General features: G+C 71.3%; 12 protein-coding genes. 5 read left to right on the top strand and 7 right to left on the bottom strand.

The window, feature by feature from the left end; translation table 11 throughout:
• Positions 1–19: 19 nt before the first annotated feature.
• Complete coding sequence (gene corA, locus F4562_RS15460) at positions 20–1138, top strand: magnesium/cobalt transporter CorA (RefSeq protein ID WP_184537375.1); 1119 nt, start codon at positions 20–22, stop codon at positions 1136–1138.
• Between the two features lie 62 nt (positions 1139–1200).
• Here corA and F4562_RS15455 read toward each other — a convergent pair whose 3' ends face one another.
• The 4 genes from F4562_RS15455 to fbaA form a co-directional block, all read right to left on the bottom strand.
• Positions 1201–2127, bottom strand: a complete 927-nt coding sequence (locus F4562_RS15455; protein WP_184537377.1) for a glycerophosphodiester phosphodiesterase family protein — start codon at positions 2125–2127, stop codon at positions 1201–1203.
• Positions 2128–2213: 86 nt separating this feature from the next.
• On the bottom strand, positions 2214–3497 hold the full coding sequence (locus F4562_RS15450) for an adenylosuccinate synthase (RefSeq protein ID WP_184537379.1): 1284 nt from the start codon (positions 3495–3497) through the stop codon (positions 2214–2216).
• 129 nt (positions 3498–3626) lie between these two features.
• On the bottom strand, positions 3627–4049 hold the full coding sequence (locus tag F4562_RS15445) for a DUF3151 domain-containing protein (protein WP_184537381.1): 423 nt from the start codon (positions 4047–4049) through the stop codon (positions 3627–3629).
• A gap of 261 nt (positions 4050–4310) precedes the next feature.
• Positions 4311–5333, bottom strand: a complete 1023-nt coding sequence (gene fbaA / locus F4562_RS15440) for a class II fructose-bisphosphate aldolase (RefSeq protein ID WP_184537383.1) — start codon at positions 5331–5333, stop codon at positions 4311–4313.
• 239 nt (positions 5334–5572) lie between these two features.
• Here fbaA and F4562_RS15435 point away from each other — a divergent pair, with 239 nt between their 5' ends.
• Together F4562_RS15435 and F4562_RS15430 are read left to right on the top strand one after the other, a co-directional pair.
• Positions 5573–5983, top strand: coding sequence for a hypothetical protein (locus F4562_RS15435; protein ID WP_184537385.1), 411 nt, complete (start codon positions 5573–5575; stop codon positions 5981–5983).
• A gap of 30 nt (positions 5984–6013) precedes the next feature.
• Positions 6014–6391, top strand: a complete 378-nt coding sequence (locus F4562_RS15430; protein ID WP_184537387.1) for a hypothetical protein — start codon at positions 6014–6016, stop codon at positions 6389–6391.
• A 43-nt stretch (positions 6392–6434) separates the two neighbouring features.
• On the opposite strand, the gene pyrE is transcribed toward F4562_RS15430, so the two are convergent.
• Positions 6435–6971 carry an orotate phosphoribosyltransferase gene (pyrE, locus tag F4562_RS15425; protein ID WP_184537389.1) on the bottom strand — a complete coding sequence of 179 codons (537 nt, stop codon included), beginning with the start codon at positions 6969–6971 and terminating at the stop codon, positions 6435–6437.
• Positions 6972–7121: 150 nt separating this feature from the next.
• Between pyrE and F4562_RS15420 the strand changes: the two genes are divergently transcribed.
• Both F4562_RS15420 and F4562_RS15415 read left to right on the top strand, forming a co-directional pair.
• Positions 7122–9656, top strand: coding sequence for a zf-HC2 domain-containing protein (locus F4562_RS15420; RefSeq protein ID WP_184537391.1), 2535 nt, complete (start codon positions 7122–7124; stop codon positions 9654–9656).
• Between the two features lie 300 nt (positions 9657–9956).
• Positions 9957–11531: an NYN domain-containing protein gene (locus tag F4562_RS15415; RefSeq protein ID WP_184537393.1), complete on the top strand. Its 1575-nt coding sequence runs from the start codon at positions 9957–9959 to the stop codon at positions 11529–11531.
• Positions 11532–11624: 93 nt separating this feature from the next.
• On the opposite strand, the gene F4562_RS15410 is transcribed toward F4562_RS15415, so the two are convergent.
• Complete coding sequence (locus F4562_RS15410; protein ID WP_184537395.1) at positions 11625–12257, bottom strand: response regulator; 633 nt, start codon at positions 12255–12257, stop codon at positions 11625–11627.
• A 3-nt stretch (positions 12258–12260) separates the two neighbouring features.
• Positions 12261–16436 carry a HAMP domain-containing protein gene (locus tag F4562_RS15405; protein ID WP_184537397.1) on the bottom strand — a complete coding sequence of 1392 codons (4176 nt, stop codon included), beginning with the start codon at positions 16434–16436 and terminating at the stop codon, positions 12261–12263.
• Between the last annotated feature and the right edge of the window lie 7 nt (positions 16437–16443).

The following is a 16443-nucleotide window of genomic DNA, read 5'->3' as shown; positions in this document are numbered from 1 at the left end:
TCGGGCGGGAAGGCTTGCTATGCGCTCCTCGCTCCTTTTCCCCCGGATCCGGCACGCACGCATGATCCGAGCCGCGCACGCCCCCGCCGTCCCGCTCCGCGCGCGGACGACCGGCGTCTGCGTTCCGCCGAGCGACTCGCTCGTCGACTACGCCGCCTACGTCGGCGGCAAGAAGATCGAGGCCCTGGGCATCCCCGACGCCCTGGAACTGGTCCGCGCGCACAACGCGGCCAGTGAGAAGCCGAACGCCTTCGTCTGGGTCGGCCTGCACGAGCCCGACGCCCCCGAGGTCGAGTGGCTGGCGGAGGTCTTCGCCCTGCACCCGCTCGCCGTCGAGGACGCCGTCAAGGCTCACCAGCGGCCCAAGGTCGAGCGGTACGGCGACTCGCTGTTCGTCGTCCTCAAGACGGTGGCCTACCTCGACCACGAGGTGCTCACCGAGACCAGTGAGATCATCGCCACCGGCGAGATCATGGTGTTCGTCGGCCCCGACTTCGTGGTGACCGTGCGGCACGGCAAGCACTGCCCGCTGGCGGACGTACGCGAACGGCTGGAGGACAAGCCCAAGCTCCTGAACCGCGGCCCGACCGGCGTGCTGCACGCGATCGCCGACCACGTCGTCGACAAGTACCTCAGCGTGGCCGACCAGATGCAGGCCGAGCTGGAGGAGGTCGAGGCCATGGTCTTCGCCGACGTCAGCGCCCGTGACATCGGCCGGATCTACAACCTCAAGCGCGAGATGATCGAGATGAAGCGGTCCGTGACGCCGCTCCAGTCGCCGATGGCCACGCTCGCCCAGCGCCGGATGATCCCCTCGGAGATGCGCGAGTACTTCCGTGACGTCGTCGACCACCTGGCCCGCGTCTGCGAGCAGGTCGAGTCGTCCAACGAACTGTGCAACTCCATCCTGCAGGCGGCCTTGGCGCGTTCCAACGCGCTCGCCAACGAGGACATGCGGAAGATCTCCTCGTGGGTGGCCATCATGGCCGTCCCCACGATGATCGCCGGCGTCTACGGCATGAACTTCGACCACATGCCCGAGCTGGAATCCGTCTTCGGCTACCCGGTCGTGCTGTGCGTGATGGTGATCGCCTGCTCGCTGCTCTACCGGGGCTTCCGCCGCAACGGCTGGCTCTGACCCCTGGCTCTGACCCCGCCCCCGCGGGCCGGTCGTGTTCGCCGGCCCGCGTGTCCCGGCTCCTAGGCGCTCGCCCGGCGCGTCGGGGCGACCGGCTCCGGCACGCGCATGCCCCGTTCGGCCCACAGCGCGCGCATCCGGTCGGGATAGTCGGTGACGACCGCCACCACCCCGAGGTCGAGCAGCTCGGCGGCCCGGCCGGGTTCGTTGACGGTCCACGCCACCAGCGGCATCCCGGCCCTCTCGGCCCGGCGCGCGAACTCCTGGTCGACCAGCACGTGCTCCGGGGAGAGCGCGGTGCCCCCCGCCTCCACTGCGGCGGCCGGGACGTCGTCGCCGAAGTCCGCGAGGTGGAGGCCGTCGAGCCAGACGCTGTCCATGGTGACCCGCTCGATCAGGGCGTAGCGCCGGGTCGCCGGGACGAGTGAGCGGGCGACCCGCAGGATCCGCCAGTCGAAGCTGAGGATCGCCGCCCGGTCGAGCATGCGGTGCCGGTCGAGCTCGGCGACCACCAGCTCGGTGAACTCGCGGGGATCGGCGCTCAGCTCGGGCCGGGTCGGGTCCGACTTCAGTTCCACGTGCACCCGGACGTCGTCGGCGCCGTAGGCGTCCACCACCCCCAGCGCGGCCCCGAGAGTCGGCATCCGGGTCTCCGGAACCGGGATCTGCGTGGGGGCGAACCGGTCGCCGGCGTGACGCGGTCTGCGCACCCCGCACTCCAGGGTGCGCAGCTGCGCCAGCGTGAGCTCACGGACGGGCCTGCCCACGTACGGGTAGCGGGGGTCGCCGGGGAAGGCCGGGCGGACGTCGGCGCTGGTGACCGAGGACACGGTGAGGTCGTGGGTGAGGACCAGGCGCCGGTCGGCCGTCAGCGCGACGTCGAACTCCAGCGCGTCGACGCCCACCTCCAGGGCGTGGGCGAGACCGGGCAGCGTGTTCTCGGGCCGGAGCCCGCGTGCCCCGCGGTGGCCATGAATCTCGGCATGCACAGGGGGACTGTACCGACCCCGCCCGCCGATCTCCGGTTGCGGCTCGCGCACCCGCGCGGCGGGACGCGAGCCGCGACCGGAGGCGGCTAGATCAGCGGGTGGATCTGGAGCGTCTCGGTGCGGCCGGGGCCGACCCCGATGGCGGAGATCCGGGCGCCGCTCATCTCCTCCAGGGCCTTGACGTACGCCTGCGCGTTGGCGGGCAGGTCCTCGAAGCTCCTGGCACCGGTGATGTCCTCCTTCCAGCCGGGGAACTCCTCGTACACCGGCTTGGCGTGGTGGAAGTCGGTCTGGGTCATCGGGATCTCGTCGTGGCGCACCCCGTCGACCTCGTACGCCACGCAGACGGGGATCCGGTCCAGGCCGGACAACACGTCCAGCTTGGTCAGGAAGTAGTCGGTGACGCCGTTGATCCTGGTGGCGTAGCGGGCGATCACCGCGTCGAACCAGCCGCAGCGCCGGTTGCGGCCGGTGGTCACGCCGTACTCGCCGCCGGTCTTGCGCAGCCAGTCGCCCATCTCGTCCTCCAGCTCCGTCGGGAATGGGCCGGAGCCGACGCGGGTGGTGTACGCCTTGAGGATGCCGATCACCCGGGTGAGCCGCGTCGGCGGGATGCCCGAGCCCGAGCAGGCGCCGCCGCTCGTCGGGGAGGAGGAGGTGACGAACGGGTAGGTGCCGTGGTCGATGTCCAGCAGGTTGCCCTGGCCACCCTCCAGCAGCACGACCTTGCCCTCGTCGAGGGCCTTGCCGAGGATCAGCGAGGTGTCGGCGATGTGCGGCTTGAGGCGCTCGGCGTAGCCGAGGTACTCCTCCAGGACCTTGTCGGCGTCGATCGCCCGCCGGTTGTAGATCTTGGTGAGGATCTGGTTCTTCTCGTTCAGCGCGACTTCGATCTTCTTCTGCAGGATGCCCGGGTCGAGCAGGTCCTGGACCCGCACCCCCATCCGGTAGATCTTGTCGCCGTACGCGGGACCGATGCCACGCCCGGTGGTCCCGATCCTCGCCTTGCCGAGGTAGCGCTCGGTCACCTTGTCGATGGCCTTGTGGTGCGGCATGATCAGGTGCGCGTTGGCGGAGATCAACAGCCGCTCCGAGGACACCCCGCGCGCCTGGAGGCCGTCGATCTCGCCGAGCAGCACGCCCGGGTCGATGACGACACCGTTGCCGATCACGGGGATGACGTTCGGGGAGAGCACTCCCGTCGGCAGGAGGTGCAGGGCGTACTTCTGGTCGCCGATGACGACCGTGTGCCCCGCGTTGTTGCCCCCTTGGTATCTGACGACGTAGTCGACCTGGTCACCGAGCAGGTCGGTCGCCTTACCCTTGCCCTCATCGCCCCACTGGGCACCAACGAGAACGACAGCCGGCATCGTGAATCTCCCACCGCAAAAACGAAAACCCCTGACGCAATCGCGACAGGGGCTCTTGCGAGGAGAGAATACCCGACGCCGTCCGATATGGGGATCTCCCACCTGGTGGAAGGAGATCCCCACCGCTGGTCAGGCGCCCGTCAGCTCCGCGGCGGCCTCGGTGCTGGAGTCCTTCAGGAACTGGAGGCAGCGCTCGGCCTCGTCCTTCTCCCCGATGCTCTGGGCGGCCCGGGCCAGCGCGTACAGGCACCGCAGGAAACCGCGGTTGGGGGCGTGTGCCCAGGGAATCGGGCCGTGCCCCTTCCAACCGGCCCTGCGGAGCTGGTCGAGGCCGCGGTGGTAACCGGTCCGGGCGAAGGCGTACGACGTCACGGCGTGACCCGCGGCGAAGTACTCATCGGCGAGAGTCGCCCACGCGGCGGGGTAGGCGGGGAAACGCGCGGCGACGTCGGATGCCTGGGCGCCGGACTCCAGCGCCTCCCGGGCCTCGGGGACGTCCGGCAGCAGGGTGGGCGGTGGGCCGGCGAGAAGGTTCTCGTGCGATTCCGTCATGCCAGGGAGAGTACTTGCTGGGTCCGCGCGGCGGCTTGCCGGCTTCGCCCGGCGGACGGACCGCGTCCCCGCCGGGGTCACACCGCACGCGACCTCCGGTGCGCGGGACCCGGGGAACCTCCCGGGAACGGGCTCCCGAGCGCGAACCCCGGGGACGGGGACGGCATGCCCCAAGCGCGAACCCCGCACAGCGGTCACCCGTCCCGCCGGGCGGAACGGGGAGCCGTTCTCCCCGGCGGGACGAGTGCCGCGGGGCCCGGATCAGGAGATCTTCGTCCCGGCGGACTTCAGGTGCTGCGCGGCCTCGACGATGCGCGCCGCCATCGAGGCCTCGGCGGCCTTGCCGTAGGAGCGCGGGTCGTAGGTCTTCTTGTTGCCGACGTCACCGTCGACCTTGAGCACGCCGTCGTAGTTCTTGAACATGTGATCGGCGATCGGGCGGGTGAAGGCGTACTGCGTGTCGGTGTCGATGTTCATCTTGATGACGCCGTACGAGATGGCCTCGTGGATCTCCTCCAGCAGCGAACCGGAACCGCCGTGGAAGACCAGGTCGAACGGCTTCTCCTTGCCGTACTTGGCGCCGACCGCCTCCTGGATCTCCTTGAGCACGCCCGGACGGAGCTTGACGTGGCCCGGCTTGTAGACGCCGTGCACGTTGCCGAAGGTCGCCGCGAGCATGTAACGGCCCTGCTCACCGACGCCCAGGGCCTCGGCCGTCGCCAGGGCGTCCTCGGCGGTGGTGTAGAGCTTGTCGTTGATCTCGCCGACGACGCCGTCCTCCTCGCCGCCGACCACGCCGATCTCGACCTCCAGGACGATCCGTGCACGGGCCGTCTTCTCCAGGAGCTCCTTGGCGATCTCCAGATTCTCCTCCAGCGGTACCGCGGAACCGTCCCACATGTGCGACTGGAACAACGGGTCCTGGCCCTTGGCCACCCGCTCAAGGGAGATGTCGAGCAACGGGCGTACGAACCCGGGCAGCTTGTCCTTGGGGCAGTGGTCGGTGTGCAGCGCCACCGTCACCGGGTACTTGGCCGCGACGACGCGGGCGTACTCCGCCAGGGCCACGGAACCGGTCACCATGTCCTTGACCGTGGTGCCCGAGAGGAACTCGGCGCCGCCGGTCGACACCTGGATGATGCCGTCGCTCTCCGCTTCGGCGAAACCTCTGAGCGCTGCGTTGAGGGTCTGGGAGGAGGTCACGTTGATGGCCGGGTAGGCGAACCCGCCTGCCTTGGCCCGGTCGAGCATCTCGGCGTAGACCTCTGGAGTCGCGATAGGCATGGGTGTCATCTCCCTGGAGACGGCTGTGAACAGCTGGCGCGGGGCTATGGAGACACTGCCCGTGGGCCAGTATTCCGGGTTCCTTCCCAGGCGGATAGCTCCGCCAACACTTCGAGCCGCGTGAGATCCCCCGACGCCGGCCCGCGGGCCGGTCGGGGCGACCGATATCGCAGGCCGGTCGTGAGATCTCCTCACAAACCGCTACTCTCCACTGTGTGGGACGCCACAGGTCTGACCCGATGGGGATCGCGCGCCTGGCCTTGGCCGGTCTGGCGGTGCTGGCGCTCGTCGCCCTGGTCGTGATCGGGGCCTTCTCGTTGTTCGGAGCCCTCCGGTCCGGCACCGAGCCGGTCGCGTCGCCCACCGCCGCGGCGACCGCCGAGTCTTCGCCTCCCGGCGACGACCGGGTTCCCACGGTTCTCGTCGAGTGCCTGCGGGACACCTGCCCCACGGTCTTCCTCAAGGTCACCGGGGGCGACGTGCTGCTCGACCGGGAGATGGTCGCCGGCGAGCAGTTCCGCTCCTTCGACCCCAAGGTCGACGTGGTGCTGGCCGACGCGGCGTCCGTTCGTGTGCTGGCGAACGGGGCCGCCCGTGACCCGGGAGAGGCGGGAGAGCGCCAGGAGTTCACCGTCTCCCGCGAAGACTGACCGGGGTCCGGTGCCCCGGAGAGGACGGCGATGAACCAGGTGAGTTTCTGCGGCTCGATCGACACCGGCGACTACGAACTCGTCGCCGGGTTGCTCCGCGACTGGCTGAGGACCGACGCGCTCCACGTCAAGATCCGGCTCTTCGGAGAGGAGATGACGTACGAGGATGAGACGATCTACCTCTACTGCTACAACGCTCTCATCAGACCGCCGAACGCCCCTTACTTCCTGCTGGAGGGCCACACCGGCGGCACGCTGGACGAGGCGGCCGGGTGGCTGCGGCAGTTGACCCGCCTGTGTGCCGGTCGGGGTGTCTCCTGCACGATCGACTACCAGGAGGTCGATGAGGACGGCACACCGGTGAGCGAGGAGGAGTTCACGGTGCGGGACGGGTTCGCGGAGCGTTAGCGGTCCGCCCGCCGGTCCGCCGACGGGCTCGGCAGGGATCGGCTCAGGCCAGGCCGAGGTCGGCCAGGCTGTAGGCGCTCCGGTACGGCAGGCCCGCGGCGGCGATCGCCGCCGCGGCGCCCCGGTCGACGATCGTGGCCACCGCCACCACCTCGGCGCCCGCCTCGCGCAACGCCTCCACCGCGGTCAGCGGGGAACCACCGGTGGTGGAGGTGTCCTCCACCGCGAGGACCCGCCGCCCCGCGACGTCCGGCCCCTCGATCCGGCGCTGCATGCCGTGCGCCTTCTGCGCCTTGCGCACCACGAACGCGTCGAGGCTCCTGCCCCGTGCCGCCGCCGCGTGCAGCATGGCGGTCGCCACCGGGTCGGCGCCCAGCGTCAGGCCGCCGACCGCCTCGTAGTCCAGATCCTCGGTCAGATCCAGCATGACCCGGCCCACCAGCGGCGCGGCCCGCCCGTCGAGGGTCACCCGGCGCATGTCCACGTAGAAGTCGGCCTCCATGCCGGAGGAGAGCACGACCTTGCCGTGCACGACGCCTTTGCCCTTGATCTCGGCCAGCAGGTTCTCGCGATCGCTCATGGCAACAAGGTTAGGGGTGGCCGGCACGGTGCCCGGAACGGGCCCGTACACGGCGGCGGGCGTCCGGTGGCAAAAACGCGATACGGGTTCGGCGGCGGCGCCGACTGCGCAATCATCGGGCAGGAAACCCAGGGTAATGGTGAGGTCACAATGAGTGTGAGAGCCTCTCGGGGGGACGCCGAGCTGCTGGCCGCGACCAGGAACGGCGCCGCCGCCGCCTACCGGCGACTCCAACGGCGGCACGTCTCTGCGGCGTGGGCCCTGGTCCGCCGGCTCGTCGCGGACGAGACCGAGGCGGCACGGATCGTCGAGGAGACCTTCGCCAGGGTCCACCATGTCATCGGCCGGGGTTGCGGCCCCGAGCAGGCGTTCCGGCCGTACCTGCTCACCGCGCTCCGCCGTGCGGTCCGCGACCGCTCAGGCCTGTCCGGTCGTCCGCAGGCCGGGGCGGTCGAGCTCTTCGACCCCGGCGTGCCCCTCGTCGACCCGGCGCTGGCGGGCCTGGAACGCTCTCCCGTCGCCAAGGCCTTCCTGTCCCTGCCCGAGAGGTGGCGGCTCGTCCTGTGGCACGTCGACGTCGAGGGGGCCGGACCGGCCGACGTCGCACCGCTGCTGGGCCTGACGGCGGACGACGCGGCGGTGCTCGCGCACCGGGCGCGCGAGGGCATGCGCCAGGCGTGCCTCCGCGTCCACCTGGCCGGGAGACCGCGGCCGGAGTGCCGCGCGCCGCTGGCCGGGCTGGGCCCGTACGTCCGGGGTGACCTCGGCCACGACCTGAGCAGGGCGGTGGACGAGCACCTGGACACCTGCTCCGGCTGCCGCCGGGTGCTCGCCGAACTGGCGGGCGTCACGAAGACCCTGCGCGCCGTCATCGGCCCGCTCGTCGCGGGCCCCGCGTTCGCCGGGTATCTGGCGGCGGCCCGCGGCGCGGGCGCCGTGCCCGGGAGGGGCCCGGCCATCCGGTGGCGGCGGGCGTCCCGGCCCGTGCGGCGGGCCGTCATGACCGGCGCGGCGGTCACCGCCGTCATGGTGGCGGCGGCGCTCGTGCTGGTGTCGGCGGAGGAGCCGACGCCCCCGCCGCTCGTCGCCCCCGAGCCGATCGTCGTCGCTCCGACGCCGGAGCCCTCCGGCGTCGGTGCTCCCGCGTCGGGGCTCCCCGACGTCGTCACCCCCGCCCCGGAGCCCTCCGGCGTCGTCACCCCTTCCGGGGAGGGGCCCGCCGCTCACCGCGCCGACCCCGGCTCCCCGCGCACGGGTCCGGGCCTCTCCGGCGCGGGTCCCGGCTCCCCGGGAACGGACCCCGGGGGACCGGGCGGAGCCGCCGGTTCCCCGGCCGCGGGCCACGGCGGCGCCTCGCAGGGGGATCCCGGCCGGATCCTCCCGGAAGAGGCGGAGGCCGTGCCCCGGTTGGCCGCCAGGATCGACGTGCTGGGTGCGCTCGTCAGGTCGGAGACCGGCATCGTGGCCGTACGCATGCGCAACACGGGCCGGAAGGAGAGCGGGGAGGTCGTCGCCGACGTCACCCTGCCCCGGGGTGTGGCGCCGCTGGTGGGAGCCGGACGTGGGCGGGCCGCACCCGGCGGCGTCACACCGGTCGGCACGGTCGACGGCTGGTCCTGCCGGGTGCGGAGCCGGGGCGCGCGGTGTGTGCGCGGCCCGCTGGAGCCCGGCCGCGCCACCGCTGTCTTCCTGCGGGTCCTGGTGTCGGCCGCAGCGGCCGAGGGGGCGGCTCCCTCGGTCAGGGTCCGCACGACGGGGGCCCGGGTGACGGCCAGGTCGCATGGCGGGGTGCGGACCCACGGCACCCCCGCGAGGTTCGCCACCGACGGCAGGGTGGCCGTCTCGGCGATCGGCAACACCCTGCTGAGCTGCCCCGCCGACCACGCCGGATGCGAACGGGCCCGTGCGCGCAGGGGCGGAGTGCGCGACAACGACCACTGGGAGATGCGTCCCGTCGACCGTGACGGGGATCCCTCGACGAGCAGTTCGAGCGCCGCCCGGTTGCGTGTCCCGGCGTCGGGAGAGGTGGTGTGGGCCGGGCTCTACTGGTCGGCGAGCGCGCGGCCCGGCGACCGGACGATCAGGTTCAGGGTGCCGGGTGACGCCCGGTACCGCCGGGTGAAGGCGTCCCGGGTGGTGGAGCGGCGACTGCCCGCGGGCTGGGGCTATCAGGCTTTCGCCGACGTGACACGACTGCTCGGCAGAGCCGGCGGGACGTACTGGGCGGCCGATCCGTCGTTGCGGCCCGGCGTCTCGCGGCACGCCGGGTGGAGCCTGGTGGTCATCACCGCCGATCAGCTCCGGCCGTACAGCCGGGTCGTGGTCGTCGACGCCGCGGCGGTGCTCGACCGGGAACGCCGCGTGTTGAACGTCCGGCTCGGCGGACTGGCCTCCGCCGCCGCGCCCGCGAACCTCACCCTGGTGACCTGGGAGGGGGACGCGGACGTGCGGGGAGACCGCGTGGCGCTGGGCGGCCGGACGCTGCGGCCCACCGGCGGCGACCGCGACCCGCGCAACCCCTTCGACGGCTCCGTCCCCGGCTCGGTGGGCACGGGCGTGACCTTCGGCACGGACGTCGACCGCTTCCGCACCCCCCTCGGCCGTGACCCGGTGCTGCGGCTCAGCACCCGCCGGGACGTCCTGCTCTTCGGCGCCGCCGTGGCGAGCGTCCCCGCCCCCTTCTGAGGTCCCGCGACGGCGACCGGGGGCTCGGGTTCCGGGCGGGGGCTCAGGTTCCGGGCGGGCGGCCGATGGTGACGGGCAGAGTGCGGAGCCTTTCCCGGTACGGTTTCATAAACGGACGAACTGGTACGGTCTGCCGGAGCGGCCCAGCTTATGGTCAGGCGAAGGCGGAATCGTCGGGATTCACTCTCGAACGATCAGCTGCTTGACTACCCTGAGGAAGGGCTGTTTCCCGGGGCTTCGGGGGCTCTTTCACGTCTGTCTGAGCCGCAGGGTCGGGCCACGAAGGAAGGGCGGTGTCGTGTGGATCGCTGCGCGCTGTTCGTGGACGCTGGCTACCTGTTGACCGACGGTGCGATGGCCGCGCACGGCACCCGCCACCGTGAGGCTGTCTCCTGGGACTATCCCGGTCTGCTCCAGTTGCTCGGCAGGCTCGCCACGGAGCGCACCGGCCTGCCGCTGCTGCGCTGCTACTGGTATGAGGCGACCGTGGAGGGCCGCCGCACCCCCGAGCACGACACCCTGGCCGACATCCCCGGCCTGAAACTCCGGCTGTCGCGCATCCGTCCCGGCCGTCGTGAGGGCGTCGACGCCCAGGTGCACCGCGATCTGATGACGCTGGCCCGCAACGGCGCGATCTGCGACGCGGTGGTGGTCAGCGGCGACGAGGATCTGACACAGGTCGTCTGCGACGCCCAGGATCTCGGTATCCGGGTCACCGTGGTGCACATCGCCGCGGACGGCAGCTGGGCCGTCTCCCGCATGCTCCGCCAGGAGTGCGACGACCTGATCGAGATCGGCGCCGACCGGCTGCGGCCCCACGTCAGCCCGGTCGGCGGTGAACCGGCCGCCGTGGGTTCCACGGGGCGCCGGCCGTCCGCCAACGGCCGGACCACCTCCTCCTACGGCGCGGGCGCCTCTCCCCTGGACGCGGATGCCTCCTCCCGAGGTGCGGACCTCTCCGCGTCGGCGGCCGGTGGCCTCACCACCGGTGGGGCGAACGGTCCGGTAGCTGGTGCGGCGACCGGTGCGGCCGGTGGTTTCGCCGCCGATGGGCCTGTGGGTGCGGCCGGTAGCCCGGCGGCCGGTGTATCCGGCAGTACGGCGGGGGGTGTATCCGGCCGTCCGGCGGCCGACGAGGCGAACGGGCAAGCGGACAGGGGGGCGACCGGTCCGGTGGCCGGTGCGGCCGGCGGTTTCGCCGTCGGTACGTCGACCGGTCCGGTGGCCGGTCCGTCGACCGGTCCGGTGGCCGGTGTGGCCGACGGCTCGCCGACCACCGGTCCGATCTCCGCGGTCCGGCCTTCCCGCGCCGCCCACGCCCAGCCCGGGGCACACTCCTCCTATTCGGGGTACACCCAGGAGCCGCCGATCACTCCGACGGCCCCGTCCCCTCAGACGCCTCCGCCCGCCGCCACGCCTCCGCCCGCCGCCACGCCTCCGTCCGCCGCCACGCCCCCGCGTGTCACCGCCGGCGGGGGCCTGACCGGCCCGCTGCCCTCCCCGCCGCAGTACTCGCTGGGCGACACCGGCGGTATGCCGAGCTACCAGTCGTCACGGACGGGCGCCCCCTACACCGGCCCCCAGCCGGCCCCCGTGCCGGTGCGGGACGGTTCCGCCGACGGCGCCGCGACCACCCTCTCCGACGCGGTGCAGGCCGCCCACAAGGAAGGCCACGACTTCGGCGAGTCCGTCGCCAAGGACGCCCCCGCCCTGTGGCTGGAGGCGGTGCTCGCCCGCAAGCCCCGTATGCCCTCCGACCTGGAGGCCCGCCTGCTGCAGGGGTCGTCCCTGCCGATCGACTTCCTCCTGCACGACGAGGTCCGCCACGCCCTGCGTCGCGGCTTCTGGGACGCCCTGGAACGAGCCCGCCGCTGAATCCGGCCGTCCCGGCGGGACGCCCCGGGCACGAGGCGCCCGGGGACGAACGTCCGTGGGATCGGCGTCGGCCAGCGGGCCGGCGCGGGGGTGTCAGGTAAGGGCGTCGAATCCGGCGCGCAGGTGGTTGACGCGTTTGGCCAGGTCGGAGACCGCAGCGGTGAGGGAAGGGTCGGCGCTGTCACGGGACAGGTCGGCCACCCGGCCCATCTCCTCCTCGATCGCGGCCAGGCGCCTGGACAGTTCGGGCAGCACCGCCGCCTGGTCGGCGGAGTCGCCGGGCGGCAGCTCGGCGGTGAGCCGATCGCGCAGCATGGCGGCCTGCTCGGCCAGCCGCCGGTTCATGTTGTACAGCTCCACGAACACGGCGACCTTGGCCCGCAGCACCCACGGGTCGAAGGGCTTGGCGAGGTAGTCGACGGCGCCCGCGGCGTAGCTGCGGAAGGCGTAGTCGGGTGCGCTGTCGACCACGGTCAGGAAGATGATCGGGATGTTGCGGGTGCGTTCACGCCGTTTGATGTGCGCGGCCGTCTCGAACCCGTCCATGCCGGGCATGCGGACATCGAGGAGGATCAGCGCGAACTCCGTGCCGAGCAGTGCCTTGAGCGCCTCCTCCCCCGAACGTGCTCGGACGGGTATCAGATCGAGCGAGCTGAGGATGGCCTCAAGCGCGATCAGATTCTCCTCGCGGTCGTCGACCAGGAGGATCTTGGCTCTGTCCGGCATCGATCACACGCCTTCGTTGGAGTCAACGGACGGCTTGCCCCGGGAGAGCCAGCCGCGCAACCGTTCCAGAAGACGGTCCACGTCGACGGGCTTGGGGACATAGTCGGAGGCGCCGGATGCGATGCTTTTCTCGCGGTCGCCCCGCATGACCTTAGCGGTCAGCGCGATGATCGGCAGATCCGCGAACTGCGGCATCCGGCGGATCGCGGAGGTGGTGGCCCAGCCGTCCATCTCCGGCATCATGATGTCCATCAGGACGAGGGCGACGTCCTCGTTGCGTTCGAGCTGCTCGATGCCCTCGCGGCCGTTCTCGGCGTAGACCACGGTGGAGCCGTACCGTTCCAGAACGCTGGTCAGCGCGAACACGTTGCGGATGTCGTCGTCCACGATCAGGATCTTGGCGTCGGTCAGCGGGTCGTCGCCCTGCCACGCCGGGCTCTCGCTCTGCGCGAAGTGGGGAACGGGCAGGTCGTCGGAGATCGGGGTCTCCGGCAGGTCGTCGGTGCCCGCCGGCGCTCCGGCGAGCGTCGTCTCCGGTGGGGCGGCGTTGGGCGTGCTCGCCCCGCCGTCGCGGGAGGCCAGCGGACCGCCGTAGGACGGCGGCAGGTAGAGGGTGAAGGTGCTGCCCTCGCCCACCTTGCTCACCACGTGGATCTCGCCGCCCAGCAGGCGGGCGATCTCGCGGCAGATCGACAGGCCGAGGCCCGTCCCGCCGTACTTGCGGCTGGTGGTTCCGTCGGCCTGGCGGAACGCCTCGAAGATGACCTCCAGCTTGTCCGCGGCGATCCCTATCCCGGTGTCGATCACCTCGAACGCGAGGATGCCGTCGGCGCCCCGCAGGGTGTCGTCGACGAACGTCACGGCGCGCGCGGCCCGGACCACCCGCAGCCGCACCTGACCCTTGGGCGTGAACTTGATCGCGTTGGAGAGCAGGTTGCGTACCACCTGCTGGAGACGCTGCTCGTCGGTGCGGATCTCGTGCGGCACCGACGGGTCGACCTCCACGGTGAACGACAGGCCCTTGTCCTGGGCCAGCGGGGCGAAGGTGGCCTCGAAGTAGTCGACGAGCTTGGGCAGCGAGATCTGCTGCGGGTGGATGTCCATCCGCCCGGCCTCGACCTTCGACAGGTCCAGGATGTCGTTGATCAGCTGTAGCAGGGCCGATCCGGCGCCGTGGATGGTTCTGGCGAACTCCACCTGCTGGGGGGTGAGGTTGCCCTCGGAGTTCTCGGTGAGCAGCTTGGCCAGCACCAGGAGGCTGTTCAGCGGGGTGCGCAGCTCGTGGGACATGTTGGCCAGGAACTCGGACTTGTACCGCGAGGAGACGGCCAGCTGCTCGGCGCGCTCCTCCAGGGTGCGGCGGGCCTGCTCGATCTGGAAGTTCTGGATCTCGATGGCCCGGTTCTGCTTGGCCAGCAGGGCGGCCTTGTCCTCCAGTTCGGCGTTGGAGCGGCGCAGTTCCTCCTGCTGCCGCTGGAGCTCGTCGGAGCGTTCCTGGAGCTCCGTGGCCAGGCGCTGCGACTCCGTCAGCAGGTCCTGGGTGCGGGAGTTGGCGATGATCGTGTTCATCGTGACGCCGATGGTCTCGACGAGCTGGTTGAGCAGGTCGTGGTGGATCTCGCTGAACTCGTTGAACGAGGCCAGCTCCAGCACGCCCAGCACCTGGTTCTCGAACAGGATCGGCAGCACGACGATCTGCGCGGGCGCGGAGCTGCTGAGGCCGGTGTCGACGGTGAGGTAGCGGGAGGGCACGTTGCCAAGGATGATCTTCTTGCCCTCCAGGGCGGCCTGGCCCACCACGCCCTCTCCGGCCGCGAACCGCTGGCGGGGGCCGGAGCCGGGCCGCACGCCGTACCCGGCGATGAGGATCAGCTCTCGCCCGCCCGTGGGCTCGGCGAGGTAGAAGGCGCCGTAGCGGGCCGACACCAGCGGCGTCAGCTCGCTCATGATGAGCCTGGCGACCTCCATCAGGTCACGGTGGCCCTGCATGAGCCGGGAGATCCTGGCGAGGTTGGACTTCAGCCAGTCTTGCTCCTGGTTGGCGGTGGTGGTGTCGCGGAGCACCGCCACCATCATGTTGATGTTGTCCTTCAGCTCGCCGATCTCACCCCCGGCGTCGACGGTGATGGAGCGGGTCAGGTCACCGGTGGCGACCGCGGTCGTCACCTCGGCGATGGCGCGGACCTGGGTGGTCAGGCGGGCGGCCAGCTCGTTGACGTTCTCGGTGAGGCCCTTCCAGATGCCCTCGGCACCCTCGACGCGGGCCTGGCCGCCCAGTTTGCCCTCCGAGCCGACCTCGCGGGCCACCCGGCTCACCTCGGAGGCGAAGGACGACAGCTGGTCGACCATGGTGTTGATGGTGGTCTTGAGCGCGAGGATCTCGCCCTGCGCGTTCACGTCGATCTTGCGGGTCAGGTTGCCCTTGGCGACGGCGGTGGTGACCTCGGCGATGTTGCGTACCTGGTAGGTCAGGTTGTTGGCCATGGAGTTGACGTTGTCGGTGAGGTCCTTCCAGACGCCGGAGACGCCGCGGACGCGGGCCTGTCCGCCGAGCTGGCCCTCGGTGCCGACTTCGCGGGCGACGCGGGTGACCTCGTCGGCGAACATCGACAGCTGGTCGACCATGGTGTTGAGGGTGTCCTTGAGCTGGAGGATCTCCCCCTGCGCGTCGGCGGTGATCTTCTTGGACAGGTTGCCCTGGGCCACCGCCGTCGACACCGCCGCGATCTGGCGCACCTGGGTGGTCAGGTTGTTGGCCATGACGTTGACGTTGTCGGTGAGGTCCTTCCAGGTGCCCGAGACCCCGGGCACCTGCGCCTGTCCGCCGAGCTGGCCCTCCGAGCCGACCTCGCGGGCCACCCGGCTCACCTCGGAGGCGAAGGACGACAGCTGGTCGACCATGGTGTTGATGGTGGTCTTGAGCGCGAGGATCTCGCCCTGCGCGTCGACGTCGATCTTGCGGGTCAGGTCGCCGTTGGCGACGGCGGTGGTGACCTCGGCGATGTTGCGTACCTGGTAGGTCAGGTTGTTGGCCATGGAGTTGACGTTGTCGGTGAGGTCCTTCCAGACGCCGGAGACGCCGCGGACGCGGGCCTGTCCGCCGAGCTGGCCCTCGGTGCCGACTTCGCGGGCGACGCGGGTGACCTCGTCGGCGAACATCGACAGCTGGTCGACCATGGTGTTGAGGGTGTCCTTGAGCTGGAGGATCTCTCCCCGCGCGTCGGCGGTGATCTTCTTGGAGAGGTCGCCCTGGGCCACCGCCGTCGACACCGCCGCGATGGCGCGGACCTGGGTGGTCAGGTTGCCCGCCATGACGTTGACGTTGTCGGTGAGGTCCTTCCAGACGCCGGAGACGCCCCGCACCTGCGCCTGTCCGCCGAGCTGGCCCTCGGTGCCGACCTCGCGGGCCACCCGGGTCACCTCCTCGGCGAACGCCAGCAGCTGGTCGACCATCGTGTTGACGGTGTTCTTCAGCTCGAACATCTCGCCGACCGCGTCGACGGTGACCTTGCGGCTCAGGTCGCCCCGCGCGACCGCGGTGGTCACCGCCGCGATGTCGCGGACCTGCGCCGAGACGCGGCTGGACATGGTGTTCACGGCCTCGGTGAGGTCACGCCAGCTTCCCGACATGCCCCGCACGTTCGCCCGGCCGCCCAGCCGGCCCTCGGTGCCGACCTCGCGGGCCACCCGGGTCACCTCGGAGGTGAACAGCGACAACTGGTCGACCATGCCGTTGATCGCCTTGCCGAGGCGGCGCACCTCACCCCGGGCGCTGCGGTCGAGATCGATCCGCTGGGACAGATCGCCCTTGGCCACCGCGTCGATCACGTCCGCGGCCCCGCTCACCGGGCCGACGAGCGCGTTGATCAACGCGTTGACGGAGTCGACGCTCTCGGCCCACGACCCGACCCCCGGGCCGGGGGTGAGACGCTCGCTGAAACGGCCCTCCTTGACCACCTCTCGCCGCACCCGGTGCAGCTCGTTGGCCAGGTGCTCGCGCCGGTCGGCGACCTCGTTGAGCAGCAGCCGGATCTCGCTTAGGATCCCTGGCGGAGCATGCGGCACCCGGCGGCGGAAGTCTCCGTCGCGCCAGGTGATGAGCGTCTGCAGGATCGGGCGCAGGTCCGACTCGCTGTAACGTCGCTCCTCGACGTCGGGCACGGTGTTGACCGTGGTCATATGGCCT

Source organism: Streptosporangium becharense, assembly GCF_014204985.1.
Lineage (GTDB): Bacteria > Actinomycetota > Actinomycetes > Streptosporangiales > Streptosporangiaceae > Streptosporangium > Streptosporangium becharense.
Note: the sequence above shows the minus strand (reverse complement) of the source record. Positions and strands in the feature narration are given on the sequence as shown.

Excerpts from the sequence above, each read along its gene's own strand:
- F4562_RS15405 (WP_184537397.1), bottom strand. The coding sequence starts at position 16,436 with ATGACCACGGTCAACACCGTGCCCGACGTCGAGGAGCGACGTTACAGC.
- F4562_RS15430 (WP_184537387.1), top strand. The coding sequence starts at position 6,014 with ATGAACCAGGTGAGTTTCTGCGGCTCGATCGACACCGGCGACTACGAA.
- F4562_RS15435 (WP_184537385.1), top strand. The coding sequence starts at position 5,573 with ATGGGGATCGCGCGCCTGGCCTTGGCCGGTCTGGCGGTGCTGGCGCTC.
- F4562_RS15450 (WP_184537379.1), bottom strand. The coding sequence starts at position 3,497 with ATGCCGGCTGTCGTTCTCGTTGGTGCCCAGTGGGGCGATGAGGGCAAG.
- pyrE (WP_184537389.1), bottom strand. The coding sequence starts at position 6,971 with ATGAGCGATCGCGAGAACCTGCTGGCCGAGATCAAGGGCAAAGGCGTC.
- corA (WP_184537375.1), top strand. The coding sequence starts at position 20 with ATGCGCTCCTCGCTCCTTTTCCCCCGGATCCGGCACGCACGCATGATC.
- fbaA (WP_184537383.1), bottom strand. The coding sequence starts at position 5,333 with ATGCCTATCGCGACTCCAGAGGTCTACGCCGAGATGCTCGACCGGGCC.
- F4562_RS15420 (WP_184537391.1), top strand. The coding sequence starts at position 7,122 with ATGAGTGTGAGAGCCTCTCGGGGGGACGCCGAGCTGCTGGCCGCGACC.
- F4562_RS15410 (WP_184537395.1), bottom strand. The coding sequence starts at position 12,257 with ATGCCGGACAGAGCCAAGATCCTCCTGGTCGACGACCGCGAGGAGAAT.
- F4562_RS15445 (WP_184537381.1), bottom strand. The coding sequence starts at position 4,049 with ATGACGGAATCGCACGAGAACCTTCTCGCCGGCCCACCGCCCACCCTG.